Annotated in this window: 27 protein-coding genes; 18 read left to right on the plus strand and 9 right to left on the minus strand. The window is 63.7% G+C overall.

Annotation, left to right across the window (positions count from 1 at the left end; translation table 11 throughout):
- Positions 1 to 231: 231 nt before the first annotated feature.
- The 5 genes from XH89_RS06085 to XH89_RS06105 form a co-directional block, all read right to left on the minus strand.
- Complete coding sequence (locus XH89_RS06085) at positions 232 to 411, minus strand: hypothetical protein (protein WP_194466208.1); 180 nt, start codon at positions 409 to 411, stop codon at positions 232 to 234.
- A gap of 74 nt (positions 412 to 485) precedes the next feature.
- Positions 486 to 974 (minus strand): hypothetical protein, encoded by a 489-nt coding sequence (locus XH89_RS06090; RefSeq protein WP_246767749.1) that lies wholly within the window; start codon positions 972 to 974, stop codon positions 486 to 488.
- 160 nt (positions 975 to 1,134) lie between these two features.
- Complete coding sequence (locus XH89_RS06095) at positions 1,135 to 1,569, minus strand: hypothetical protein (RefSeq protein ID WP_194466209.1); 435 nt, start codon at positions 1,567 to 1,569, stop codon at positions 1,135 to 1,137.
- A gap of 119 nt (positions 1,570 to 1,688) precedes the next feature.
- Positions 1,689 to 2,477: an SDR family NAD(P)-dependent oxidoreductase gene (locus XH89_RS06100; RefSeq protein WP_194466210.1), complete on the minus strand. Its 789-nt coding sequence runs from the start codon at positions 2,475 to 2,477 to the stop codon at positions 1,689 to 1,691.
- A gap of 233 nt (positions 2,478 to 2,710) precedes the next feature.
- Positions 2,711 to 4,375: a PAS domain-containing methyl-accepting chemotaxis protein gene (locus XH89_RS06105; protein WP_194466211.1), complete on the minus strand. Its 1,665-nt coding sequence runs from the start codon at positions 4,373 to 4,375 to the stop codon at positions 2,711 to 2,713.
- Positions 4,376 to 4,793: 418 nt separating this feature from the next.
- On the opposite strand from XH89_RS06105, the gene XH89_RS06110 reads away from it, so the two are divergent.
- The 6 genes from XH89_RS06110 (at position 4,794) to XH89_RS06135 (ending at position 7,776) form a co-directional block, all read left to right on the plus strand.
- The gene (locus XH89_RS06110) at positions 4,794 to 5,198 is read left to right on the plus strand and encodes a YciI family protein (RefSeq protein ID WP_194466212.1); all 405 of its coding nucleotides are present in this window, start codon (positions 4,794 to 4,796) and stop codon (positions 5,196 to 5,198) included.
- 52 nt (positions 5,199 to 5,250) lie between these two features.
- On the plus strand, positions 5,251 to 5,613 hold the full coding sequence (locus XH89_RS06115; protein ID WP_194466213.1) for a hypothetical protein: 363 nt from the start codon (positions 5,251 to 5,253) through the stop codon (positions 5,611 to 5,613).
- Positions 5,614 to 5,725: 112 nt separating this feature from the next.
- Positions 5,726 to 6,466 (plus strand): TetR/AcrR family transcriptional regulator, encoded by a 741-nt coding sequence (locus tag XH89_RS06120; protein ID WP_194466214.1) that lies wholly within the window; start codon positions 5,726 to 5,728, stop codon positions 6,464 to 6,466.
- 121 nt (positions 6,467 to 6,587) lie between these two features.
- Positions 6,588 to 7,082, plus strand: a complete 495-nt coding sequence (locus tag XH89_RS06125; RefSeq protein WP_194466215.1) for a DUF2852 domain-containing protein — start codon at positions 6,588 to 6,590, stop codon at positions 7,080 to 7,082.
- 202 nt (positions 7,083 to 7,284) lie between these two features.
- Positions 7,285 to 7,455 carry a hypothetical protein gene (locus XH89_RS06130; protein WP_194466216.1) on the plus strand — a complete coding sequence of 57 codons (171 nt, stop codon included), beginning with the start codon at positions 7,285 to 7,287 and terminating at the stop codon, positions 7,453 to 7,455.
- A 63-nt stretch (positions 7,456 to 7,518) separates the two neighbouring features.
- On the plus strand, positions 7,519 to 7,776 hold the full coding sequence (locus XH89_RS06135) for a hypothetical protein (protein WP_194466217.1): 258 nt from the start codon (positions 7,519 to 7,521) through the stop codon (positions 7,774 to 7,776).
- 106 nt (positions 7,777 to 7,882) lie between these two features.
- Here the strand turns inward: XH89_RS06135 and XH89_RS06140 are convergent, their stop codons facing one another.
- Complete coding sequence (locus XH89_RS06140) at positions 7,883 to 9,043, minus strand: acyl-CoA desaturase (protein ID WP_194466218.1); 1,161 nt, start codon at positions 9,041 to 9,043, stop codon at positions 7,883 to 7,885.
- Positions 9,044 to 9,518: 475 nt separating this feature from the next.
- On the opposite strand from XH89_RS06140, the gene XH89_RS06145 reads away from it, so the two are divergent.
- The 6 genes from XH89_RS06145 to XH89_RS06170 all read left to right on the plus strand — a co-directional run bounded on the left by XH89_RS06145 (position 9,519) and on the right by XH89_RS06170 (position 16,581).
- Positions 9,519 to 10,046 (plus strand): flavodoxin, encoded by a 528-nt coding sequence (locus XH89_RS06145; protein WP_194466219.1) that lies wholly within the window; start codon positions 9,519 to 9,521, stop codon positions 10,044 to 10,046.
- A gap of 399 nt (positions 10,047 to 10,445) precedes the next feature.
- Positions 10,446 to 11,162: a protein TolQ gene (gene tolQ, locus XH89_RS06150; protein WP_027532430.1), complete on the plus strand. Its 717-nt coding sequence runs from the start codon at positions 10,446 to 10,448 to the stop codon at positions 11,160 to 11,162.
- Positions 11,163 to 11,205: 43 nt separating this feature from the next.
- Positions 11,206 to 11,658 carry a protein TolR gene (tolR, locus tag XH89_RS06155; RefSeq protein ID WP_194466220.1) on the plus strand — a complete coding sequence of 151 codons (453 nt, stop codon included), beginning with the start codon at positions 11,206 to 11,208 and terminating at the stop codon, positions 11,656 to 11,658.
- A 4-nt stretch (positions 11,659 to 11,662) separates the two neighbouring features.
- On the plus strand, positions 11,663 to 12,613 hold the full coding sequence (locus XH89_RS06160) for a protein TolA (protein ID WP_194466221.1): 951 nt from the start codon (positions 11,663 to 11,665) through the stop codon (positions 12,611 to 12,613).
- A gap of 30 nt (positions 12,614 to 12,643) precedes the next feature.
- Positions 12,644 to 13,993 carry a Tol-Pal system beta propeller repeat protein TolB gene (gene tolB / locus XH89_RS06165; protein WP_371825221.1) on the plus strand — a complete coding sequence of 450 codons (1,350 nt, stop codon included), beginning with the start codon at positions 12,644 to 12,646 and terminating at the stop codon, positions 13,991 to 13,993.
- Positions 13,994 to 14,244: 251 nt separating this feature from the next.
- Entirely contained in the window at positions 14,245 to 16,581 is a 2,337-nt protein-coding gene (locus tag XH89_RS06170) for a bifunctional diguanylate cyclase/phosphodiesterase (protein ID WP_194466222.1), read from the plus strand.
- Here XH89_RS06170 and XH89_RS06175 read toward each other — a convergent pair.
- Positions 16,578 to 17,987, minus strand: coding sequence for an alpha/beta fold hydrolase (locus tag XH89_RS06175; protein WP_246767751.1), 1,410 nt, complete (start codon positions 17,985 to 17,987; stop codon positions 16,578 to 16,580). The two genes, XH89_RS06170 and XH89_RS06175, sit on opposite strands and share 4 nt — an antisense overlap.
- A 320-nt stretch (positions 17,988 to 18,307) precedes the next feature.
- Between XH89_RS06175 and XH89_RS06180 the strand changes: the two genes are divergently transcribed.
- Positions 18,308 to 18,763 carry a DoxX family protein gene (locus XH89_RS06180; protein ID WP_194468387.1) on the plus strand — a complete coding sequence of 152 codons (456 nt, stop codon included), beginning with the start codon at positions 18,308 to 18,310 and terminating at the stop codon, positions 18,761 to 18,763.
- Positions 18,764 to 18,889: 126 nt separating this feature from the next.
- Here XH89_RS06180 and XH89_RS06185 read toward each other — a convergent pair whose 3' ends face one another.
- Positions 18,890 to 19,039 carry a hypothetical protein gene (locus XH89_RS06185; protein ID WP_194466224.1) on the minus strand — a complete coding sequence of 50 codons (150 nt, stop codon included), beginning with the start codon at positions 19,037 to 19,039 and terminating at the stop codon, positions 18,890 to 18,892.
- Positions 19,040 to 19,197: 158 nt separating this feature from the next.
- Entirely contained in the window at positions 19,198 to 19,551 is a 354-nt protein-coding gene (locus XH89_RS06190) for a cupin domain-containing protein (protein ID WP_194466225.1), read from the minus strand.
- Positions 19,552 to 19,831: 280 nt separating this feature from the next.
- Here XH89_RS06190 and XH89_RS06195 point away from each other — a divergent pair, with 280 nt between their 5' ends.
- The 5 genes from XH89_RS06195 (at position 19,832) to ftsH (ending at position 25,892) form a co-directional block, all read left to right on the plus strand.
- Positions 19,832 to 20,572, plus strand: coding sequence for a hypothetical protein (locus XH89_RS06195; RefSeq protein WP_194466226.1), 741 nt, complete (start codon positions 19,832 to 19,834; stop codon positions 20,570 to 20,572).
- A 294-nt stretch (positions 20,573 to 20,866) separates the two neighbouring features.
- A complete protein-coding gene (gene pal / locus XH89_RS06200; protein ID WP_194466227.1) occupies positions 20,867 to 21,355 on the plus strand; it encodes a peptidoglycan-associated lipoprotein Pal in 489 nt (162 codons plus the stop codon).
- Between the two features lie 189 nt (positions 21,356 to 21,544).
- Positions 21,545 to 22,555, plus strand: coding sequence for a tol-pal system protein YbgF (gene ybgF, locus XH89_RS06205; RefSeq protein ID WP_194466228.1), 1,011 nt, complete (start codon positions 21,545 to 21,547; stop codon positions 22,553 to 22,555).
- A gap of 74 nt (positions 22,556 to 22,629) precedes the next feature.
- Positions 22,630 to 23,712, plus strand: coding sequence for a tRNA lysidine(34) synthetase TilS (gene tilS, locus XH89_RS06210; RefSeq protein ID WP_194466229.1), 1,083 nt, complete (start codon positions 22,630 to 22,632; stop codon positions 23,710 to 23,712).
- A 254-nt stretch (positions 23,713 to 23,966) separates the two neighbouring features.
- Positions 23,967 to 25,892: an ATP-dependent zinc metalloprotease FtsH gene (ftsH, locus tag XH89_RS06215; protein WP_194466230.1), complete on the plus strand. Its 1,926-nt coding sequence runs from the start codon at positions 23,967 to 23,969 to the stop codon at positions 25,890 to 25,892.
- Positions 25,893 to 25,896: the final 4 nt, after the last annotated feature.

Consider the following 25,896-nt stretch of genomic DNA (forward strand, 5'->3'; position numbering starts at 1 on the left):
CGAGCAGCTTCATGACACGGCGCGGACCGCATCGCACAACAACTGGCGCAAGATTAGGCTGTGCACTTCGCGGCAGAATCGCTAACTATATTCACAATAGCTACAAATTAGGGTGGGCGTACTTGGAAGGGAGCGACCGATGGCGGCGGCGCTACAAATCAATTTTGCTCTGTGGGGAATGCTGATCTGCGCGAGCGTAAAGCTCGCGCCAGTGATCGAGATTCTTCTCTATTAGGAGCAGAGCCAGCTGACGACGGCTGTGGCTACCTGTGCGAGCACATAGAGCCAGCCGAACGTTGCGACTGCGCTTGTGATCAGGAACGCCAGGGTGAAGACTTGATCGTTCGGTCTACGTAAAGGTGACGGCTCGGCTTGCGAACCGGCGTCTGCGTCGGTGCTGATGCTGGTCATGAATGCTCCCCGCGGACATCGCTGTCACCGTGTTCATCTATGACAAGTCAACCTTGGCTTTAGTGTGACGTAGCTCACGCGGAGCTTGCCGACGCAACGCGGGCGTTCATCAGCTGATCAACAGTGCAAATCAGCATGAAGCTCATGCCCATGATGGCGATCATGGGAATCGCAAGGTTGCGCCGTCGCGCGCGTCGCCGCGGCTGTTGCCTTCGCGACATCTGGATGACGTGCGGCGCCGACTCGAATGGTGCAAGCGACACCTTGGCGTCCGAGCCGATGTACTTCACGTACAGCTCGAGCAGCCGCAATTCGGACGTCAGGTCGATCAGGCCTTCGCGGTCACGCCGCGTCAGCTCCTCGAATTCGAGGGTTTCTTCCGAGCTCAGCGGGCCCAGGACGATCCGTCCCTGATCCGACAGGCGGTAGCGAAAATCGATGGACTCCATATGCGTCCCATTTGAAAATGATCGATCTTGAAAACGCGGAACGTCATAGTCCGCGGCCGCTGCTGCGATGTGACGGTTGCGCAGTGATCGCGATGCGCGGCCGGCCAGCATCATCATAAGCATCGGGGAACAGCTGGAAATCGCGTAAATTGTGCATGCATTGCGACGCCGTTGAGCGGATTTCGCGCTCCGAAGGCCGCAATTGCGGGGAGTTGCCTAATCGTCGGACAGCACAGGATTCATTGCAGTCACACCGCCGCTCGCGGTCGAACGGTCATCGACAGCGCGGATAGATCGCGGCGAGGTCGCGCCCCTTCAACAGCAGCAATCGCGAGGTGAGGCCGCCGCGGTGACTGATCCAGTCGCGGACCGGGCCGGGATAGGCCTGGAGCACGGCTTCGGACGCTTCCGGCTCGGCATAGAAGCGTCCGCGCCGGTCGACCGAGCGCGCGGCATGGAAGCCGAGCACGGCGCGCTTGGTGACGCAGATGCGCTCGCCCGGCACGATGCTGAGCACCAGGGTGCAGGCCGACAGGCAGGGACCGTCGATCACCACGCGCTCGCCGCTCGCGCGCACCTTCTCGAACAGATCGAGGAACGGCCCGACCTGGCCGCCGGGACTCTGGATGATGCGGATCTCGGCGTGGGCCGGCACAGAGCCGAGCAGGGCGGCTGCAAGCGCAACAGCTTTGAGGATAACGCTTCGCATGGTGCACTCCACACACTCGATCCTGCAGGGTGGGCACAGCGTAGCCCGCCCACCCTTCGCACCGTTAGTCCCGAATGATGGGCACGGCGCGTCGCGCCTTTGCCCACCCTACAAGGTTTCTAGCCGTTCCGCCGTTCGCCGCGCAGTGTCGGCAGGCCGATGCCCGCCGCATCGAAGCCGCCATCGACGGCCAAAATTTGGCCGGTGATATAGCTCGCGCGCTCCGAGCACAGGAAGAAGATCGCCTCCGCCAGTTCCTCCTCCAGGCCGTAGCGGTTCAGTGGGATCGCGTCGTGATAGTCGGCGCGGATCTCCCTGGTGTGCACCTGTTTCGCCATCGCGGTGTCGACCGGCCCCGGCGCGACCGCGTTGACGCGGATGTTGAGCGAGGCGAGTTCGACCGCGAGCTGCTTGGTGAGATGCGCGAGCCCCGCCTTGCTGGTGCCGTAGGCCGAACGCAGCGTCGAGGCGCGCACCGCCGAGATCGAGGTGATGTTGACGATGGCGCCGCCATCGGCCTCGCGCATCAGCGGCACGGCCGCCTTGCTGCACAGGAAAGCGCCGGTGAGATTGACCTCGAGCACGCGGCGCCAGTCGGTGTCCGACGTCTCCATCAGCGGCGCGAACACCGCAATGCCGGCATTGTTGACCAGGGCATCGAGCCGGCCGAAGCGCTGCTCGACCGCCGTCATTGCGGCGCCAACCGCGGTCGCGTCCGAGACATCGCAGGTGAGTGCCAGCGTATCGTCGCTCCTGCCTATGCCGGCGACGGCCTTGGCGAGTAGTTCGCCCTCGATGTCGAGCAGCGCCACGCGCCAACCCTCGGCCAGGAATTTTTGGGCGGTCGCAAGCCCGATGCCGCGCGCGGCTCCGGTGACGAGGGCGGTCTTTTGCGGGGCTTGCGGCATGGGCGGATCTGTCCTGTGTCGAAGAGAGGCGCGTGAGCGCGCGCTCCTTTTACTGCGCTTTGGCGCCGGTGAGGAAGGGCCATGTTGATCGAGCCGCTCCGTCATTGCGAGCGCAGCGAAGCAATCCAGAGTCATTCTGCGCAGAGATTCTGGATTGCTTCGCTGCGCTCGCAATGACGCTGTGGAGACAGCGAGCGCTTAGGATGATGGGGGATAGCGAAAAAGCGAGCGCCTTACGCCAGCTCCGCCGCGGCGCGCTGCATGTTGGCCGACATGTCCGCGGTCACCGCGCTCTGCTCCTCGACCGCGGCGGCGGTCGAGGCGATGAATTCGTTGACGCCGGCGATCGCGGCCTTGATCGCGGTCAGGGAGCTCGCGACGTCGCCCGAGATCACGTTCAGCGCGTCGATTTCGGAGGTGATCGTGTCGGTCGCCTGCTTGGCCTGATTGGCGAGGTTCTTCACCTCAGAGGCAACCACCGCGAAACCGCGGCCGGCTTCGCCCGCACGGGCCGATTCGATCGTGGCGTTGAGCGCGAGCAGATTGATCTGGCTGGTAATGCCCGAAATCATCTCGACGATGCCGCTCATCGCCTGCGCCGCCGCAGCCAGTTTCTGCGCCTGGCCGTCCGCGGACTCGACCCGCGTCGTCGCCATCTTGGAAGTCTCGCGCGACTTCGCCATGGTCTCTGAGATCTCGCGGATCGACGTGCTCATCTCTTCGCTACCGGCAGCGACCGCGTCGATCAGCCCGCGCGCATTGTCGGCCTTCTTGCGGCCGATCGCCTGCGCCGTGATGTCGGTGGCGTATTTCACCACCTTGTAGGGTTTTCCGTTGAGGTCGAAGATCGGATTGTAGGACGCCTGGATCCAGATCTCGCGGCCGCCCTTGGCGATGCGTTTGTACTCGGCGGCTTGGTATTCACCGCGGTTGAGGGTTTCCCAGAACTGGCGGTACGCGGATGAATTCTTCTCGTTGGGCTCGACAAACATGGAATGGTGCTGGCCCTTGATCTCGGCCAGCGAATAACCCATCGCTTTCAGGAAATTCTGGTTCGCGGTGCGGATCGTGCCGTCCATGTTGAACTCGATCACCGCCTGTGATTTCTGGATCGCGGCGAGCTGGCCGTCACTATCGGCGGCCTTCATCTTCTGCGCGGTGATGTCGGTCGCGAACTTGACCACCTTGAACGGCCTGCCGGTCTCGTCGAGGATCGGATTGTAGCTGGCGAGAATCCAGATCTCGCGGCCGCCCTTGGCGATCCGCTTGAATTCGGCAGCCTCGAATTCGCCGCGGTTCAGCTTGGCCCAGAGCGCGCCATAGGCCGCGCTGGCGCGGTCCTCCGGCGTCACGAACATGCTGTGGTGCTTGCCCTTGATCTCGTCGAGCGAATAGCCCATCGCGCCGAGGAAATTCTCGTTGGCGGTGATGATGGTGCCGTCTGTCTGGAACTCGATCACGGCTTGGGCGCGGTTGATCGCGGCGATCTTGCCGGCATCCTCCATGGTCTCGATCTTGGATGCCGTGATGTCGGTGGCGAACTTGATGAACGAGACCACCTTGCCGTTCTCGTCGCGCAGCGGTGCGTAGGAGGCGTGGACCCAGACTTCCTTGCCGTTCTTGCCGAACCGCTTGTACTGCGTGGTCTGGAACTCGCCGCGGTTAAGGCTGGCCCAGAAATCACGGTAGCGGGCGCTCTCGCGCTCGGTCGGGCTGACGAAGATGCTGTGGTGCTTGCCTTTGATCTCGGCGAGCGAATAGCCGCTCATCTTCAGCAGGTTTTCGTTGGCATCGAGAATGGTGCCGTCGAGACCGAACTCGATCACCGCCTGCGACCGATCGAGCGCCTCGACTTCTGCGACCGCGTGCCTGACCTTCTTGCTTTGAAAATTGAACACGATTGCCCCGCAACGTTCACCAACGCGAATCGGCAGATTGCATACCGTTCGCCATGTTCCGAAAAGTTGCATGCGCTTCTTGAGCAATTGTAAACACTTGCAATGACCCGCATCGGGCTCCGCAGTGGTCCGCGCTGCGGCCATGTCCTTCAGCATGCACATGTTCCCGATTCATATGCACGGCGGGATTCATTGGCCGGCACGTATTTATACGGGACCCCATTTGCATTATTTTGCGCGGCGTGTTGACGCAGCGCGCCCCTCGGAGCGGCGCTTCCGCGGTCACCTCCTCCATGCGCCGCGCCGGTTCCGCGCCATGACGACCGAAACAATTTTCTCGGGCCGTGTCGGCCTTGTCGCAGCTCGTTCGTCTTAGAAGTAAGCGCGGGTCAGAAGGCCCGCTTTAGTGAGGAACCGCATGCGATTCATGATGTTGATGATCCCGCTCGGCTACGAGACCGCGCCGGCGGACGTGCAACTCGATCCCGAACGCGTCGCCGCGATGATGCGCTACAACGAGGCGCTGAAGGATGCCGGCGTGCTGATCACGCTCGACGGCCTGCATCCGCCGTCGATGGGTGTCCGCGTGTCGTTCGCAACCGGCACCCCTGTCGTGACCGACGGTCCCTTTGCCGAATCCAAGGAAGTGCTGGGCGGCTATTGGATGATCGAGGTCGGCTCGCGCGAGGAGGCGATTGCCTGGGCGAAGCAGTGCCCGGCCTCCGCCAATGAAGTCATCGAGATCCGCCAGGTGCAGGAAATGTCCGACTTTCCGCCTGACGTGCAGGCCGCCGCCGCCGGCTTTGAAAACCTGAAGGGCTAGCCGTCGCGAAGACTTCGCGGCTTCGTCCATCCATCAACAAGGGAGCAAACCGATGAGCAACGATACCTATCTCGCTGTCTTCCTCGGCAGCAAGACCAGTCCGAAAATGGCTGCGTGGAATGCGCTGTCCGACGCCGAGCGCAAGGCGAAGGAGATGGAGGGCATGGCGGCCTGGAAGGGCTGGGTCGAGAAGCATCAGGGCGCGATCCAGGCGATGGGCGGCCCGCTCGGCAAGACCAAGAAGGTCGACAACAAGGGCATCACCGACATCGCCAACGAGATGGGCGCCTTCACCGTGGTCCGGGCCGCGTCCCACGAGGCCGCCGCGAAAATGTTCGAGAACCACCCGCATTTCGCGATCTTCCCCGGCGAACGCATCGAGATCATGCCGGTGCTGCCGATCCCGGGCGGCTAGGGCCGATCGTCGTTCCGGGGCGGTCCGCAAGACCGAACCCGAAAATCTCGCCCCGGAATGACGGTGAGGGGACTAGTGACCTTCACGCACAGCTCATGTAAAAGTCGTTCACATGAGCTGGCGCAAGGAGCAGCGCCGCGCCGAGCGCGGCTATCACCACGGCAATCTGAAGGAAGCACTTCTGCAGGCCGCTCTCGGGCTGATTGCCGAGAAGGGGGCGGCCGGCTTCACCTTTGCCGATGCCGCGCGCATGGCCGGGGTCAGCGCGGCGGCGCCTTACCGGCATTTTCGCGATCGCGACGAGCTGCTGTCGTCGATCGCCCAGCGCGGCTTCGAGCAGTTCGAGGCGCGATTGACCGCGGCCTGGGACGACGGGCGCCCCGATACCCTCACCGCCTTCGAGCGCGTCGGCCGGGCCTATCTCGCCTTCGCCCGCGAGGAGCCCGCCTTCTACAACGCGATGTTCGAATCAGGCCTGCCGGTCGATGCCAATCCTGCGCTGCAGGCGGCGAGCGAACGCGCCTTCAACATCATCCGCGCTGCCGCAGAACGGCTCGCTGCGCTGGCGCCGCCCGGCATGCCGCGCCCGCCGGCGATGATGATGGCGCTGCACATCTGGTCGATGTCGCATGGCGTCGCCTCGCTGTTCTCCCGCGGCGATGCCGCGCGACGCAAGCTGCCGATGTCGCCGGACGAACTGCTCGAGGCCGAGGTGCTGATCTATCTGCGCGGCCTCGGCTTCCCCACCGACCGCCGTCCCGCAGGCAAGGGCGCCGAGCCGCCGCCGGTGCCGCCGGAGGCGTCCTCCGGTTCGGGCGTGCCGCCCGGCGGACCCTGGGGCAAGCCGAAATAAAGTTGCGCAAATAATCACGCGGGCTTGTCAGGCCGCCAGCTTGACAAAATCGCGGGATGGTCTAGCTATGTAAATGTTATTTACATTCACAACGGCGCTGATGCCGTGATGGAGAAGGGAAATGGCCTACACCGCTGATGTCAATCGCTGGCGCGGCCCCTCGGATCAATACCAACAGTACGAGCGGCCCCACATGCTCGATACGCCCTGGCACCCTGGCTGGATCGCCGTGACCATTCTCGGCTTCATCATCTGGTGGCCGATCGGACTCGCCCTTCTCTTTTTCACACTCGGGAGCAGAAGAATGTCGTGCTGGAGCAACTCGGATCGCTGGCAGAACAAGATGGAGCGGATGCAGTACAAGATGGACCGCATGCGCGACCGCATGGAGCGCCGTGGCTTCGGCGGCTTTGGCTTCGGTCCGCCGTCGTCCGGCAACCGCGCCTTCGACGAATACCGCACTGAGACGCTGCGCCGTCTCGAGGAAGAGCAGGTCGAGTTCAAGAACTTCCTCGACCGTCTGCGCCACGCCAAGGACAAGGAAGAGTTCGACCAGTTCATGGCTCAGCACAAGACGCGGCCGACCCCGCCGCCGACCGACCAGCAGCAAGGCTGATCTGAAGGCTGACACCTTTCAAAGCCTTCAGGCGCATGCCCCCAAAGTCCTGATGGCTCCGAGCCGCCCGCCCGCGCATCCCGCAGGCGGGCGGTTTGGTTTTTTGAATGACGTCGTCATGGCTTGGATAAGCGCGGACCATGACAGTGCGCTATGCGAGCTTGTCCCCGAACCGCAACACGGTTTGCCGACACCAAAGCCCATGGACCTCACCACCCGCCTGTTGCTCGGCGTGACCGCCGTCGCGGTCCTGACCTGTATGAGCTTCGTCTACGGCAGCTGCGCCGGTGATCCCGATTGCCATTTCCGGACCTGCGGCCGTCAGCTCTGCGGTGTCGTCTACAGCCATCCACAAGACCGCGCTGCGCGATAGAACCCGATCCGTGCGAGGCGCGACCAAGTCGTGACAGCGCCCCCCGCGCCAGCGGATCTGATCATGACCGAAGCCGAACGCCAGCAGATCGATAAGCGCATCGCGCTGTTGGAGCGCGCCAGCTCTTTGTTCAATCGGTTCGGGGGCTTTATTCCCGTGGCGATCGCATTCCTCAATCGATGGCCGACCAAGGTCGAGCTCTATCCGCACTGGCAAGTCGGCGAATCCTGGAAGTTCTTTCTGGCCAGCTTTCTCTATTTTCTCGCCAGCCTTGCGCTCGACCGCGCGATCACTTTCGCGAAAGCGGGCCTCGATCCATGATCCTGCTCCGCGATTTCGCGCTGTTCGTCCTTCCCGCTTTCGTTGCGGCAGGCGGCTGGCTTTATGCGCTCAGCCTGCGCAGGCAGTTTCGGCCGGACCGCGAGCTTCAGCGCACTGTCGCGAGCTGCGCGCGGACCGAAGCCAGGAAGTGCTCGTAGGCGTGGTCCACAATCTCGTTGAGTGATCGCGTTCGCGCGAAGATCGCCCTGGCTTCGTTAAGAAACTCGTCGCGGGTCGGTATCTTCGGCAAATGCAGATGCGTGAGCGCGTCGACGCCATCATGCGCGCGATTCAGGATGTCATGCAGTGTCGGCAGTTGCAGCTGGGCGAGATCAGCCCGGTGCAGCGCCGACGAGATCGCATGCGCCAGGGCATGAGCGTCGAAGCGGCTGGCAAGCTCGCGAGCGGCGCGATTGATGACGCGCGCGCCGAGCGGCTGCTCGTTGCGCAGCACCAGCTCGGGCGGTGCCTTCATGCTCCAGACGATCCCGAACCAGGACAGGACCTTCAGGGCGTAATAGGTCAGGTCGATCTCCCACCAGCGAAAGCCCTGTCGCACGCTGCTCTGATAGGCGTGGTGGTTGTTGTGCCAGCCCTCACCCAAGGTGAGCAGCGCCAGCAGCCAGTTGTTGCGGGAATCGTCGCCCGTCACGTAGCGCTTGCGCCCATGCACATGGGCGAGCGAATTGATGCAGAAGGTCGCGTGATACAGCAGCACGGTGCTCCACAGGAATCCGACCACGAGGCCGGGCCATCCCGCACCGACGAAGCAGAGCACCGCAAGCACGACCGCCGGCAGCAGTTCGAGCCGATGCAGCCACATCAACTCGGGATAGACAGTGAGGTCGCCGACTTTCACCAGCTCGGTCGCGTCGTGCCGCCGGTCGAAAATCCAGCCGACATGGCTGTAGAGGAAGCCGCGGTGCCGCGGTGAATGCACGTCGTTCTCGGTATCGGAATGCAGATGATGATGCCGATGCTTGGCCGCCCACCACAACACGCTCTTCTGCGCGCTGCTTTGCGCAAGAAAGGCCAGGATGAATTGAAACATCCGGCCGGTCGCAAACGCCTTGTGGGAGAAATAGCGGTGGTAGCCGGCCCCGATCGCGAACATGCGCAGGACATACAGCGACACGCAGATCGCGACGGACTGCCAGGTGATTCCCGACCAGATCGCTGCAACGCAGCCGAGATGGACCAGCAGGAACGGCACGACGGAGGGATACATGATGTCGTCGTGCTGGTCGTCGGCGGGGGCGTTGGGCATTCAGCGTGACCTTGGATCAAAGGGGACTTGGAGTTTGTTCAGAAGCGCCCAGAGCGCCGCGTACGAAAAACCCGCGGTTGGCAGGCCACCGCGGGGCTTGCGAGGTGTTTGCGGATACATTCCGGGCAGGCTGCGTGGCGGATTGATTGCCGCTCACTGGACGCGGATTGTCCGTGCGGACCGAGCCGTTCGTGTACGCAGTCGTCGACCGAAACTCGACCGACTATAGGGTTCCAGGTATTTGGTACGCAAGCTCGTAGTCCCACGGAGGGCGGCGTGCGTCCCTGCGACGCAGGCCTTGCGTGCTGCTGTCGGCCCTGTCCGATCGCGACCTGAACGGACCGATTCCGCAGGGAATTGGCTTGCTCGATCCTGACAGGGTTGCGCCGAGGCGACAAATCCCGGTGCAGGTTGACGTGTATCAACCCGTCTCCACGGCTATGGCGATGTAGTTGGCTAGGCACATGCGGGGAGCATGACGATGGCGAACGCAAGGGTACTCGTGGTCTATTATTCCTGGACCGGTACAACGCGCAAAATTGCCCAATCGATCACGGCTGCGCTGTCCTGTGACTGCGAAGAGATCGTCGAGGTGGGCAGCCGGCGCGGGGTGTTCGGCTATCTGCGATCGGTGATCGAAGCGCGACGTCATATTCCCTCGCGCATCGTCGCTGCAGTCAGGGACCCATCGCTCTACGATCTCGTTGTGATCGGGACGCCGGTCTGGGCTTGGTCGCTCTCTTCGCCCACGCGAGCGTACCTGCTTGCAAACAAGCCGAGACTTCCTGCCGTGGCGTTCTTTTGCACGCTTGGAGGAGCCGGCAGTGACCAGGCTTTTGCCCAGATGCGAGAGCTCGTGGGCAAGAACCCCGTCGATTGTCTCTCGGTCACGGCCCGTGACACGGCGTCGGCCAACGACGCGCCGCGCGTCGCAACATTCGTTGCAGCCTTGCAGCGGGCGCTTGAGGCAAGGCGGACCAGCGCGGTGACGAACGCGGCCTGATTGGTCTGCCCGGCAGCAGGGCTTGAAATCCGGGTTCCGGTGGGGCGGCGGGTTCTCATGCCTTGGCTTCGGGCCCGGGATCCCAGACCGACTTCTCGGCCAAATCCCTTGGCCTTATTGCCTTTTCCGCAGCCAAATTCGTCCTCGGTAACCCGGCATTAACTATCACCGGGCTCTGGTAATTATGGACAATCGCGCCCGGAGCTGTTGTCGAGGCCCTTAGTTTTGACATCTTGGCAGGGAATGCAGGCGGCGGCTTTGGACAGGCCCCCTGTACCCCAGAAAGACAAGGCTTTGAGCGGGCTTGCCGGCCGCGCCGGTTCTGGCGCGGCTATTGGGGAACCGGCCATTTGGCTAGCCGGGGCATTAGGTAACGATCGCCTTGAGAGGAACTTGCTGATGAATCCGGCCGACGTGGCTCAGTCTGCCCTTCCGGTTGCCGCCTCCGCCGACGTGTCGCTGATCGCGCTGTTCTGGCAGGCTCACTGGATCGTGAAATGCGTCATGCTGGGCCTGCTGTCGTGCTCGGTCTGGGTCTGGGCCATCGCGATCGACAAGATCTTCCTCTATGCCCGCACCCGCCGCTCGATGGACCGGTTCGAGCAGGCATTCTGGTCCGGCGAGTCGATCGAGGAGCTCTATCGCACGCTCTCGGCCAAGCCGACCCATTCCATGGCGGCCTGTTTTGTCGCCGCGATGCGCGAATGGAAGCGTTCCTTCGAGAGCCACGCCCGCTCGGTCGCAGGGCTGCAGATGCGCATCGACAAGGTCATGAACGTCTCGATCGCCCGCGAGGTCGAGCGGCTGGAGCGCCGGCTGCTGGTGCTCGCCACCGTCGGCTCGGCCGGCCCCTTCGTCGGCCTGTTCGGCACGGTCTGGGGCATCATGTCGAGCTTCCAGTCGATCGCCGCCTCCAAAAATACCTCTTTGGCGGTGGTGGCGCCCGGTATCGCGGAGGCGCTGTTTGCGACCGCGGTCGGCCTTATCGCCGCCATTCCTGCCACTATTTTCTATAATAAGTTCACGTCCGAGGTGAACCGGCAGGCCCAGCGGCTCGAGGGCTTCGCGGATGAATTTTCAGCCATCCTGTCCCGCCAGATCGACGAACGGGGCTGACGGACGGCATGGATAGTGTGAAGGCGAGATTGGGCACCAAGCCATGGGCATGAACCTAGGCAGTTCGTCCGGAGGCGGCGGGCGCCGCAGCCGGCGCAAGCCGGTCATGGCCGAGATCAACGTCACGCCGATGGTCGACGTGATGCTGGTGCTGCTCATCATCTTCATGGTGTCGGCGCCGCTGCTGACCGTCGGCGTGCCGCTCGATCTGCCGCAGACCCAGGCCAAGAGCCTCGATCAGAGCGACCAGAAACCCATCCAGATGTCGGTCGACATCAAGGGCAAGGTGTTCATTAACGACCAGGAGATCGCGATCGACGATCTGGTCCCGAAGCTGAAGGCGATCACGGACGCGCGCGGCGGGCTCGAGGAACGCATTTATCTCCGCGCCGACAAGAAGGCGGATTACGGCACCGTGGCCCAGGTGATGGGCCGGCTGTCGGGCGCGGGCTTCAAGAAGCTGGCGCTCGTCACCGAAGCGGATCAGGGGTCTTAGGCCAGTGAAGGTGAAGGTCGACAAGACACTGGTTGCGTCGATTGCCCTCCACGTCCTCGTGCTGGGATGGGGCCTGCTCACCTTTAGCAGCAAGGCATACATCGCGCAGGAGTCGCTTCCGGTCGACATCATCTCCAGCGATCAGCTCGCGCGGATCATGTCGGGGCAGAAGACCGGCGACAAGAAGGAGCCGAAGCCAAAGGTCGAGAAGATCGCCGAGGCAAAGCCCGAGGAAGATGCCGTCGGCAAGGTCACCGAGAAGAAAGAGCTGATCAAGACCAATTCGACCCCCGACACGCCGCCCAAGCCCGTCGAAAAGCCGGTCGAGAAGAAGCCCGATCCGCCCAAGCCGGTCGCCGAGACCAAGCCGAAGGAAGAGCCGAAGCCGCAGGAAAAGAAGCCTGACCCGGCCAAGGAAGATCCGATCGCCGAGCTTCAGAAGAAGCTGGAGACCAAGAAGCCGCCGCCCAAGCCCGTGGAGCAGAAGGTCGCCGCGGTGCAGCCGCAGCCGAAGCCCAAGGAGCGCACCTTCGACCCCGCGCAGATTGCCCGTGACCTCGACAAGCGGGCTGCCACCCGGCACGAGCTGACGGGGGCAGCGCTGAATGCATCCGCCTCATTGGGCTCGACATCAGGGACGGCCGCAAGCAACGTTGCGACCTGGCAGGGAGCTTTTGTTGCAGCTGTCAAGCACTGCTTCAATTTCCCTTACGATGCTCAGGACAAGGATCAGTTTGCCGCCGACATCGACATACAGATGCGTCCCGATGGCACGCTCGCTTCAGTGCCTGTGATCGTCGCCGTACGAGGACCGTCTCGGACAATTGCAAATGCGATGGCGGAGAGTGCCAAGCGTGCTATCCAAGAGTGTCAGGCCTACGCATTCTTGCCCAAGGCCCAGTACGATACTTGGAAAACGATTGCGCTGACTTTCGATATGAAAGATCAGCAGTAGATGAGACGTAAATTGACTCAGGTGCACAAGATGCCATTTCTGACGCGACGTGGGTTCATCGCGGCCGCGGGATCGACAGTCACTCTGCTGGCCGGACGCGCCGCAATCGCGCAGGGGCGGATTCAAGTCGGTCCCGGCGGATTCCAGCCCATCTCGATCGCCATCACCAATTTCGTGCCGGGCTCGCCCGCCGACGGCGATGTCAGCAATGGCGTCACGCAGGTCATCACCAACAATCTGAAGCGCTCGGGCCTGTTTGCCCCAATCGACCAGGCTGCCTTCATCGAGCGCATCAGCAACATCGACGTCGCGCCGCAATTCCAGAACTGGAAGACGCTCAACGCGCAGGCCCTCGTCACCGGCCGCATGACGCGGCAGCCGGACGGTCGCCTCAAAGCCGAATTCCGCCTGTGGGACGTCCTGTCCGGCCAGCAGCTCGCCGGCCAGCAATATTTCACCTCGCCGGAATATTGGCGCCGGATCGCCCACATCATCTCCGACCAGATCTACGAGCAGATGACCGGCGAGAAGGGCTATTTCGACAGCCGCGTGGTGTTCGTCGACGAGACCGGGCCGAAGGAGCGGCGCGTCAAGCGGCTCGCCATGATGGACCAGGACGGCGCCAATGTGCGCTATCTCACCCGCGGCTCCGACCTCGTGCTGACGCCGCGCTTCTCGCCGAACTCGCAAGAAATCACCTACATGGAGTTCGGGCAGGGCGATCCGAAGGTCTATCTCTTCAACATTGAGACCGGCCAGCGCGAGATCGTCGGCAACTTCCCGGGCATGACCTTCGCGCCGCGCTTCTCGCCGGACGGCCAGCGCGTCATCATGAGCCTGCAGCAGGGCGGCAATTCCAACCTGTTCGTGATGGACCTTCGCTCGCGCTCGACCACGCGCCTCACCGATACGCCGGCAATCGACACGTCTCCGTCCTACTCGCCTGATGGCACCCGCATCTGCTTCGAATCCGATCGCGGCGGCCGGTCGCAGATCTATGTCATGGCGGCAGGCGGCGGACAGGCGCAGCGCATCTCCTTCTCCAAGGATGACAACAACGCGACCTATTCGACGCCGGTATGGTCGCCGAAGGGCGACTACATCGCCTTCACCCGGCAGGGCGGCGGGCAGTTCTCGATCGGCGTCATGAAGCCCGACGGCACCGGCGAGCGGCTCCTCACCTCTGGCTATCACAATGAAGGCCCGACCTTTTCGCCGAACGGCCGCGTGCTGATGTTCTTCCGCGATCCCGGCGGCAACGCCGGGCCGTCGCTGTACTCGGTCGACATCTCCGGTCGCAACGAGCTGAAGGTGCCGACGCCGGGCTTCGCTTCCGATCCGGCGTGGTCGCCGCTGTTGTCCGCCACCGCGGGCCAATAGGCCGAATTTCGATCGCGCGTTGGCAACGCGCGATCTTTCGAAAAAGAATCGCCGATTTTTCGGGTTTCCGTGCGCGCGGCAAGCTTTCCTTTACCTTGCGCCCGGCAAGGCTTGCCTAGTTGCTTGATATTTCAGCAGAAATAGTTTCGCTATTGCCGAAAAACAACTCGACTTTAACGATGTTCCCTCAGAAAGGCTTCATCTGATGTGGGTAAAAGTACGCGCCGAACAGGACGCGCGTACAAACGAAGATGCAGTTCGCAAGCCAGACCGGAAAATCCGATCGAGGACAGGCCGCGCCCACGGCGGCGGCGGCGCTGAATGATTCTCTGTTCGAAGCGCCTGCTCCGCTGTTTGCGGGAATCGTCTTCGTCGCCATCGGGGCGGCCATCACCGCGCTGAGGACCGGACAGATTCTGACCTGGTCGACGGTGGCGCTGATCATCCTGGCCGGAGCGCTCCGCCTGTTCGACATGCTGCGCTTCCTGCCTCGCAAATCGAGCCTGAGCGCGCAGGACGCCGATCTCTGGCAGAGGCGCTACCTGATCGGGGCGCTGATCCAGGCCGCTGCCATTGGAATATGGTGCGGCCTGGCACTTGTGAGCACCGACGACGCCGTCGTCCACATGATCGCTCTGTCCATCACCACGGGGATCGTCGGTGGAGGCGCGGGACGAGCCTACGGGCGGCCGTCGATCTACTGGCTGCAGGCCGGCCTCATGTTCGCTCCCGCGGTCATCGCGCTGGCGTCGCATGGGACGCCCTACTACATCGCAATGTCGATCGTGAGCGCCGCGTTCCTGCTTGCGATCATGCAACTCTCGGCCAATCTGCACAGAATATTCATGCGGGCGGTCCTGGCGGGTGAACGCGAAGCGGCGCTTGCCGGCCAGTTCGACACGGCCCTGAACAACATGCCGCACGGCCTGTGCATGTTCCGCGTCGACAGGCAGCTTGCAGTGATGAATCACCGGTTCAGCGAGATGCTGAGCCTGCCCGACGAGCTCATTCGCCGCGGCATCAGCGCGCGTGATGTCCTGGGCGCGTGCGTCAGCTCCGGCTCGATCTCGGCTGCGAGCGCCGAGATGATCATCGCAGCGATCGAGAGCGCGCTGGCGAGGGAAATCGTCACCGTCGATCCCGATCAGGAGCGAAACCGGTCATTGTCCTGGACCGTCCAGCCGATGGCCGACGGAGGCGCGGTGGTGCTGCTCGAGGACGTGACCGAGCGGCGCAATGCCGAGGCCAAGATCACGCATCTTGCCCGCTATGATGAACTGACGGCGCTGCCCAATCGCGTCCATTTCCGCAACGAGATCGAATCCCTGCTCGCGGCCTCGAACCATGCCGAACGGCTCTCCGCCTTGCTGTTCGTCGACCTCGACCAGTTCAAGCAGGTCAACGACACGCTCGGCCATCCCTGCGGCGACCGGCTGCTCTGCGCGGTCGCCAACCGCCTGCGCGAGATGCTGCGGCCGGAGGATTTCGTCGCCCGCTTCGGCGGCGACGAGTTCGTCGTATTCCAGCAGAACATCAATTCGCCCGAGGACGCCGCGAGCCTCGCCCGCCGCATCGTCGAGCGCCTGAGCGAGCGCTACCGCATCGACAATCATCTGGTCGAGATCGGCGCCAGCATCGGCATCGCGCTGACCTCGCCGGATAGCGCCAGCGCCGACATCCTGCTCAAGAACGCCGACATGGCGCTATACCGGGCCAAGGCCGACGGCCGCGGCACGTTCTGCTTCTTCCGCGACGAGATGGCGGCGACCGTCGAGGCGCGCCGCATCCTCGAGCTCGACCTGCGCAAGGCGCTGGCCAACGAGGAGTTCGAGCTGTTCTATCAGCCGCTGGTCAATCTGAAGTCCGGCAAGATCACCACCTGCGAGGCGCTGCTGCGCTGGAACCATCCGGTGCGCGGCACGGTCTCGCCGATCGACATCATCCCCGTCGCCGAGGACATGGGCCTGATCGTCGACCTCGGCCGCTGGATCCTGCGCCGTGCCTGCATGGAATGCATGAAGTGGCCGGAGGCCGTCAGCGTCGCCGTCAACTTCTCGCCGCAGCAATTCCACCAGCGCGACGTGCTGAGCGAGATCCGCTACGCGCTCGAAGTGTCGGGCCTGCCGGCGCATCGCCTCGAGATCGAAATCACCGAGTCCTCGCTGCTGCGCAACACCCAGCTCACCCACGACATCCTGTCGCAACTGCACGCGCTCGGCGTGCGCATTTCGCTGGATGATTTCGGCACCGGCTATTCCAGCCTCAGCTATCTGCACAACTTCCCGATGCAGAAGGTCAAGATCGACCGCTCCTTCCTCGAAGGCATCGACACCGACCGGCCGCTGACGCTGCTCCGCGGCGTGGCGCGGCTGTCCGCCGATCTCGGCATGTCGGTCGTGGTCGAGGGCATCGAGACCAACGAGCAGCTCGAGCTGATCAGCGCCGACGGCACCGTCTCGGAAGGGCAGGGCTATCTGTTCAGCCGGCCCGTTCCAGCCGTCCGCATCCGTCAGCTGCTCGACGCCTCCCATGGTCGCCACCTCGGCGAGCCTCAGGTCGTCTCGATCTCCTCGCGATCGTTCCGCTAGAGGATGAAATTACGCACTTCTTCCTGGAAAATTGGTGCGCCCGGATCCTGCGATAGCAGCATGTGATTTTGACCGGGCAGGGCAACGAACCGGGCCCCCGGAATTTCCGCTGCCATATCCCGGCCCAAAGAGATTGGAACCCTGCGGTCGTCTCGAACATGCATCACGAGCGTAGGGACCTTGATGTCCTTGAGCAGGGGGCGCACGTCGAAATTGGCTACCGTTTCGAGGTAACGTACTGCAGACTCCGCCGAGGCGCTGAGGCGTTGGAGTTCATTGAAGGCATCGACCTGCTCTTTTGTGGCGGTCGGCAACATCGAGGATGTAAAGAGCTGGCGGAAGGTCGGCTCATCCGCACCCCAACCCAGCTTCATCAGTGTTTTCATTGCTGCGAATCGCTCCCGATCGGCGGCCGAAAGATTTGGATTCTTGTTGGCGCCGACGGCAAACCCGCCGTACAGGATCAAGTGCGACACGCGCTCGGGATGGCGGACCGCAAAGGCAATCGACACGGCGCAGCCCTGCGAGAACCCCAGAAGCGGAAACCGGTCGAGGCCGGCCGCATCCGCCACGCATTCCATGTCCTTGACCCATGCATCGAGCGAGAGCTCGCCGACATCCCAATCCGAAAGGCCGTTGCCACGGGCATCGTACCGGACCAGCGTGAATGACGAAGCAAGCCCGAGCAGGAAGTCCCGGTAGAGCGGAAACTCCCAGTCGTGCTCGAGATGTCCGAGCCAATGCGCCGATCTCAATAATCCTGGTCCGCTTCCAACCTTCGCATAGGCCAACCGTACGCCGTCCGTGGCCCTGCAATAGCGGATTTCCTGCTTGAGATTGGCCGCCGACAGCACGCGCGCGGCCGGAGAGCCGTGCTTGTCCAGATCGATAGCGTAGACCTCGATCGGTCGGGTGATGTTCTTGAGGTTCTGCCGGCCCAGCTCGCGGAACGAGAGCTTCAGCTTGCCGTCGATCTGATCAAGGACCTGACGGGAAATGCAGATGCCGCCGCGCATCGCCATGCCTTCGAGACGTGCGGCTACGTTGACGCCGTCTCCGAAGATATCGCCTTCGTCCTCGATGATGTCCCCGACATTGATCCCCACACGGAATTCGATGCGCCGGTCAGGAGGGACTCTTGCATTCCTGCCGACCATCCCGCGCTGCACTTCGACCGCACATTGCACCGCTTCGACGGCGCTCGAAAATTCCACGAGCATTCCGTCGCCGGTCGTCTTGATAAGCCGTCCGCGATGCGACTTGAGTTTGTGGTCGACCAGCTCCCGGCGATGCGCCTTCAATCCGGCAAGAGTGCCTTCCTCGTCATCACCCATGAGCCGTGAATAGCCGGCTACGTCCGCCGCCAGGATTGCCGCCAGCCTACGCTCGACGCGTGCGTGAACCACGAATGTGTCCCCCGTGACTGCGCTCGAGCAAATCATATGCAGTGAACCTGCGCCAGGGAAAGCCCGCCGTTAGCCGCGGTCTGGCGTATCCGCCTCGCACTTGCGCGGATGGCAGGTGGCCGTGCATCGGCAGTGAGAAAGGGCGATGTTCGCAAATCGCCCCGGGGTTACTCATCCGCCTCCCGGCCGTTTGGTCGATCTCCGAGACGCAACGTTTGCAGCGCGGCATCCGCCAAGCGCTTCATCCGGTGCGCCGATCGTGATACGGTCATCCATATTCAGGTGCCGTCTGAAGGCAACAAAGCGATGAGGCAGTGACCATGCTGTTCCGCTCGTCCTGGTCCACATCCCGGATCGACCAGTTCGCCACCGCCAATGCCGACCTGCTCATCCTGATCGGCCGGATCCTGCTGGCATGGGTCTTCGTTGGAAGCGCATACGGCGCATTGACCAACTTCGCCGGCTCGGTCGGCTATTTTCGCTCGCTGAACGTTCCCGTGCCTCAGCTGTTCACGGCAATCGCCGTCGCATTGGAAGTCGTGATGTCGGTCGGTTTGATACTCGGCCTTGGCACGCGCTACTGCGCCGTTCTGGTCTGCCTGTTCGTGCTGTCGGCGACTGCGATCGCGCATCGCTACTGGGAATATCCCGCCGGTGCACAACAGATTGGGCAGTACAACAATTTCCTGAAGAACGTCTCGATCATCGGAGGCGCGCTATTGGTCCTCGTCACCGGAGCAGGCCGTTTCTCCCTCGATCGCAAGCTGGCACGCTAGCCTTGCTCACAGCTGCTCGGTCGGGCTAACCGCGCCTGGTTCGCTCGTCCTGCCGCAAGCGATTTGCGCGCAGGGCTGTCGTTGCGGCAGCTGCCAAAGCAGCGCGTTTGAGGTCGCGACTTGAAGTCACTTCATCCGGTATCTGAAAGCAGCTTCGACCAGATGGCCGAGGAGCTTTGCGGCAGGCTTCAAGTGCTCGCCCACGATCCTGAACAGGATCATCAGCCATGTCGCGAGCGCTGCACACCACAGCAGGCTTTCCAATGCTTCGGGCATGAAGGCCCCCTTTAAAATACTTGCTTGAAATACCCCCAGTGTCGCCGAACGGGACCGGCGCGACAAGTCCTCCTAAAACGGGCAAGTCGCTGAAATACTCGGAGCGGCCGCTCGCTTGGCGTGTCGCGTCGAAGAGCGCAGCGTCTGGATGTAAGCGATCAGGCGAGGATGCGGGGCGCCGCCATCGCCTTGTCACCCGAGTTCGGCGTACCCGTAGGCTCGATCAGCAGAATGTGCACTTCGCCGCGCGCCACGGGCCGGTGCTCAACTCCCTTGGGCACGACATAGACCTCGCCGGGGCTCAGCGTGACCGTGCGATCCCGCAGCTCGATGTCGAGCGTCCCCTTGAGCACAAGAAAGAAGTCGTCGGTGTCGTCGTGCTTATGCCAGTGAAATGGCCCCTCGAGCTTGGCCACCATGATGTCGTTGTTGTTGTAGGTCGCAATCGTGCGCGGCGAGAAACGGTCAGCGAACGTTGCGAGCTTCTCGGCGAGATTTGCGGGACCTTCCATGGCGTGTCCTTCTCCTCGGCCAACTGCTTTTGAACTGAGACGACCACGGCAAGATGGGAGGTCAGGCTGATGTCCGCAAGGACGGGCAGTTGTCGGCCGCGCCTTGCCGCGGCCTCCTGCGCCCAGACGTTGGCAAGTCTGCGGTACTTCGCTGCGCTTCTCCGGGTTTTTGCGGGGGTCGATCCTTAACCCTAACGGTTCGAACCCTTTGCAATCCTGTTAAGGAGTCATTAATCTCTTCCACACTCGCGGAAGTTGCTCGCGAGTTTGGGAGTAGCAGATGGAGTCTAGAGCCGAACCGCGAGCGCCGTTTGAAGCGCGGGGCGCAGGGTTGTTCGATCGGCTCGACTATCGCCTTATCGAAACTCCCGAAGATCGTGATGCGGTCTACGCGATGCGCTACAGGGCGTACTTGCACGGCGGGCTGATTAACCCGTCGGCGTCCCAGCGCATTGTCGACAGTTACGACGACGCGCCCAACGCCTGGATTTTCGGGATCTATCTCGACGGAGAGCTCTGCAGCTCTCTGCGCCTTCACGTCCTGACGTCCGAGTTGCGGATGTCCTACACCAGCGAATTGTTCGGCGACGTGCTTCACCCGCGCCTTGATCGCGGTGAGGTTCTGGTCGATCCGGCGCGTTTCGCTGCGGAGCCGGACAAGAGCCAGCGCTTTCCCGAACTGCCTTATCTGACGCTGCGGCTCGCTTATCTGGCCTGCGACCATTTCAATGCCGATCTCGGACTTGCGATGGTGCGGACGGATCACCAGGCGTTCTATCGCCGCATCTTCCTGCACGAGACCCTCACCGAGCCGCGTCCGTTCCCGGGCTGGCACTCGCGGAAGGTGGTCCTGATGGCCTCCGATTTCTCCACGCTCCGGGAGCGGGTCCTGACGCGCTTTCCCATCATGCGCTCGAGCGCGTTCGAGCGACGGATGCTGTTCGAGCGCCCCGCCCAGACCCAAATGGTGTCCCGGCCGGTGCTGGTGTCGCGCGCTGCGTCCGCTGCCACCCTGGTCTGAGCCGCGCCACGTCCGCCCCTTGCCCGGATGCGGCCTCAGGCCTCGGCAAGCGCCGCTCGACGCCCCCGGAAAAGTCCGCAATTGTGACGGGATGGGGCGTTTTTGCCCGTCAACGCCGCTTGCCTTCACCCTCGCGCCACATTTACAACCCATTAACCATGATGGGTGCTTTTCGCTGGTTGGGGGCATTTGACCGGCTGAGGCAAGGTTCCGATAAGGTTGACGGAACGTTCGCTTAACCAACCCCCTGTAGACCGGACAGCAGTGGACGAACGTGAGCGTGGAGGCTCCGGAATGACTAATCCTATGCGTATCCTCCAGGGATTGAAGCTGGCTGCAGTGGTTGCCATCGCGCTGTCGATGGGGGCGTGTGCCAAGACCAATGCAGGTCTGGACGCCAATGCGAGTGCGGCGACCCCGGGCAGCCAGCAAGATTTCGTGGTGAACGTGGGCGACCGCGTGTTCTTCGAGAGCGACCAGACCGATCTGACCCCCCAGGCGATCGTGACCCTGGAGAAGCAGGCGCAGTGGCTGCAGACCTATCCGCGCTACTCCTTCACCATCGAAGGCCACGCCGACGAGCGCGGCACCCGCGAGTACAACATCGCGCTCGGCGCCCGCAGAGCCCAGTCGGTGCGCTCGTTCCTCGCCTCGCGCGGCATCGACCCGAACCGCATGCGCACGATCTCCTACGGCAAGGAGCGCCCCGTGGCGGTGTGTAACGATATCTCCTGCTGGTCGCAGAACCGTCGCGCTGTGACCGTGCTGAACGCGAGCTCCTGACGCTTCAGTCAGCCGCCGTTCATGTTTGGAATCCGATGATGCCGGCGCCCTCACGGGCGCCGGTTTCGTTTCAGCGATCTGTGACCTAAAACCTCTTGGTGGCAGTCACAGTTTTGGCGTACTCCCCTTCAATGTGTGGCGCGTCGCATGTTCCGTCGCAGGCCATTTCGCTTTTGTCGTCAGGGCAAGATGTCATCCAGATTTAAGGTCTTTACCGGCACCGTGGCCATCGCCGCGCTGCTCGCTTTGTGCACGCCTGTCTTCGCGCAGACCGATGATGATCCGGAGATGCGGATCGAGCGGCTGGAGAACCAGCTGCGCCAGCTCACCGGCCAGAACGAGGAGCTGCAATATCGCAACCGCCAGCTCGAGGACCGCATCCGCCAGCTCGAAGGCGGCGCGCAAGGGGCAGCGCCCGGCCAGGCGCCGGCCCAGCCCAATGTCGCGGCCGTGCCGCCGGCCCAGGTTGCGCCAGCCTATCGCCAGCAGCCGCAGGCCGTGCAGCCGGGCTACGAGCAGCCGCAGGTCGCTTCGCCGGCGCCGATCGTGCAGGAGCAGCCCGGCCCCGGTGCCCCCGGCAGCCGCCGCCGCGGCGATGCGTTCGATCCGAACCAGAATCCGAATGCGCCCGGCGCGCCGCGCGCCCTCGGCGGCGGCCAGCAGCCGCTCGATCTCAGCGCCAATGGCGGCCGCTATCCGCAGGCCGCAGCGCCGCCCCAGCAGGTCTATCCGCAGGCTCAGCCCGGCTATCCGCCAGCCCAGCAGGGCTATCCTGCGCAGGGCAATGGTCCGGCGCTCGCAACGCTGCCGCCCTCGGCGACGCCGCGCGACGAGTTCGACCTCGGCATCGGCTACATGCAGCGCAAGGACTACGCGCTAGCCGAGCAGACCATGAAGAATTTTGCGGCGAAATATCCCAACGACCCGCTGCTCGGCGATGCGCAATACTGGCTCGGCGAAAGCTATTTCCAGCGCCAGCAATATCGCGATTCCGCCGAAGCCTTCCTCGCGGTCACCACCAAATACGACAAATCGGCCAAGGCGCCGGATGCGCTGCTGCGGCTCGGCCAGTCGCTCGCCGCGCTGAAGGAGAAGGAGGCCGCCTGCGCCGCCTTCGGCGAGGTCGGCCGCAAATATCCGCGCGCCTCGGCTGGCGTCAAAGCCGCCGTCGACCGCGAGCAGAAGCGGGTGAAGTGCTGATCTGCTGCGGCGATCGCTGACAAGACGGATGGGGCCGCGCTAAAGTGCCGCCCGCCATCCCGCTGGGCCGCGTCATGTCAGACGACGACAATGCTCCGATTTCCGCGCGTGCGGCAAAGCAGCTCTTTGCCGAGCTGAGACACGCGCCCGCGCTGGTGCTCGCGGTCTCCGGCGGGCCGGACTCGGTCGCGCTGATGTGGCTCGCAGCGCGCTGGCGCCGCAGCCTTGCCCGCGGCCCGCAGCTCACCGTCGTCACCGTCGATCATGGCCTGCGCAAGGAGGCCGCGCGCGAGGCGCGCGAGGTCAAGCGGCTCGCGACCGAGCTTGGCTTGACGCACCGGACGCTGCGCTGGCGCGGCGCAAAGCCGACAAGAGGTTTGCCCGCCGCGGCGCGCGAGGCCCGCTATCGCCTGCTGGCGCAAGCCGCGCGCTCCGTCGGCGCAAGCCATGTGCTGACGGCGCACACGCGCGACGACCAGGCCGAGACGGTGCTGATGCGGCTGTTCCGCGGCAGCGGCATCGCCGGGCTGTCGGCGATGGCGCGGCTGTCGCGGCGCGATGGCCTCGTGCTGGCGCGTCCGCTGCTCGATGTCCCGAAATCGCAGCTCATCGCGACGCTGAAGCGGGCCAGGATCGGCTTTGCCGAGGATCCCACCAACCGCGACGCGGCCTACACGCGGCCGCGGCTTCGCGCGCTGTTGCCGCAGCTCGCGAGCGAAGGCGGCGATGCCCGCACGCTGGTGCGGCTCTCGGCGCGGCTCGCCCGGGCGAACGCGGCGATCGAGATCCTGAGCGACGGCGCCGAGCGCTTCCTGCGTTTGCGCGATCGCGGCCAACAGCCGCAACCCGGCGTTCGCAGCTTCGAGGCTAGCGCCTTCGCCAGCCTGCCCGAAGAAGTCCGGCTGCGGCTCCTGCTGCGAGCCATCGACGCGCTAGGCCACGAAGGGCCGGCGGAACTCGGCAAGGCCGAGACCCTGCTGGCCACGCTCGATCAAGCTATGAATCAGACCCTCACCGCGAGCCCCCGCGCAGCCGCAAATGGCCGCGCCATCCTGAAGCAGACCCTTGCGGGAGCCTTGATCAGCCTTGCCGGGGGGCGTATCCACATCGCGCCTGCGCCAGTCCGGCGCTCCCAAGGGAGCCGGAAGGGCGGATGAGGGCGGATCATGACACCGGCCGTTTCCGCGCGCCATTGTCAGGACACCTTAACCAGGCAGGAAAAACCCCGGTTAGGTCGCCATTATTTCAGCGGGAATCGCCCTAAGATGGGCTAAATAGTCCCATCTCGTTCCCTTGGCAGCGAGCGGGGCGGCACCTAAATTGTATGCGTCTAACGATGAGGATTCCTTGGGGATTTCCTCGTAGAGCCCAAGGATGAGGCCGCGATCCGCGCGACCACGAAGGAAGATCGATGAACGCCAATCTGCGCAATTTCGCCCTCTGGGTCATCATTGTTTTGCTGCTGTTGGCGTTGTTCACGCTCTTCCAGAATCCGGGCCAGCGGGCCTCCTCGCAGGACATCGCCTTCTCCCAGCTGCTGAGCGAAGTTGACCGCGGCAATGTGCGCGACGTCGTGATCCAGGGGCCCGATATCCACGGCACCTTCACCAACGGCTCGAGCTTCCAGACCTACGCGCCGAACGACCCGACGCTGGTGAAGCGCCTCTATGACAGCAAGGTGCAGATCACCGCGAAGCCGCCCGGCGACAACGTGCCGTGGTTCGTCTCGCTGCTGGTCTCCTGGCTGCCCTTCATCGCGCTGATCGGCGTCTGGATCTTCCTGTCCAGGCAGATGCAGGGCGGCGCCGGCAAGGCGATGGGCTTTGGCAAGTCGCGTGCGAAGATGCTCACCGAGGCGCATGGCCGCGTCACCTTCGAGGACGTCGCCGGTGTCGACGAGGCCAAGCAGGACCTGCAGGAGATCGTCGAATTCTTGCGCGACCCCGGCAAATTCCAGCGCCTCGGCGGCCGCATTCCGCGCGGCGTGCTGCTGGTCGGCCCTCCCGGCACCGGTAAGACCCTGATCGCGCGCGCGGTCGCGGGCGAAGCCAACGTGCCGTTCTTCACCATTTCGGGTTCGGACTTCGTCGAAATGTTCGTCGGCGTCGGCGCCTCCCGTGTCCGCGACATGTTCGAGCAGGCCAAGAAGAACGCGCCCTGCATCATCTTCATCGACGAAATCGACGCGGTCGGTCGTCATCGCGGCGCCGGTCTCGGCGGCGGCAATGACGAGCGCGAGCAGACGCTGAACCAGTTGCTGGTCGAGATGGACGGCTTCGAGGCGAACGAGGGTGTGATCCTGATCGCCGCGACCAACCGTCCCGACGTGCTCGATCCCGCCCTGCTGCGTCCCGGCCGCTTCGACCGTCAGGTCGTGGTGCCAAATCCGGACGTCGTCGGCCGCGAGCAGATCCTCAAGGTGCATGTCCGCAAGGTTCCGCTGGCTCCCGATATCAACCTCAAGACCATCGCGCGCGGCACCCCGGGCTTCTCCGGCGCCGACCTGATGAACCTCGTCAACGAAGCCGCGCTCACCGCTGCCCGCCGCAACAAGCGCATGGTGACGCAGGCCGAGTTCGAGGAAGCCAAGGACAAGGTGATGATGGGCGCCGAGCGCAAGTCGCTCGTCATGACCGAGGAAGAGAAGCTGCTGACGGCCTATCACGAGGGCGGCCACGCCATCGTCGGCCTCAACGTGCCCGCGACCGATCCGATCCACAAGGCAACCATCATTCCGCGCGGCCGTGCACTCGGCATGGTCATGCAGCTCCCGGAGCGCGACAAGCTGTCGATGTCCCTGGAGCAGATGACCTCGCGCCTCGCCATCATGATGGGCGGCCGCGTCGCCGAAGAGCTGATCTTCGGTCGCGAGAAGGTGACCTCGGGTGCCGCCTCCGACATCGAGCAGGCCACCCGCCTTGCCCGCATGATGGTGACGCGCTGGGGCCTGTCGGAAGAGCTCGGCACGGTGTCCTACGGCGAGAACCAGGACGAAGTGTTCCTGGGCATGTCGGTGTCGCGCACGCAGAACGCCTCTGAAGCGACCGTCCAGAAGATCGACTCCGAGATCAAGCGCCTGGTCGAGGAAGGCTACAAGGAAGCAACCCGCATCCTGACCGAGAAGCACGCCGACCTCGAAGCCCTCGCTAAGGGCCTGCTCGAGTTCGAGACGCTGACCGGCGACGAGATCGTCGATCTGCTCAAGGGCAAGAAGCCGAACCGCGAGTCCGTGCTCGAGCCGGCCACGCCGCGCGCCTCCGCCGTGCCCCCGGCCGGCAAGTCGCCGCGTCCGCGGCCCGATGCGGATCCCGGCCTGGAGCCGCAGCCGCAGGCGTAACGGT

It is taken from the genome of Bradyrhizobium sp. CCBAU 53340 (genome assembly GCF_015291645.1).
In the GTDB taxonomy this organism is placed as follows: domain Bacteria; phylum Pseudomonadota; class Alphaproteobacteria; order Rhizobiales; family Xanthobacteraceae; genus Bradyrhizobium.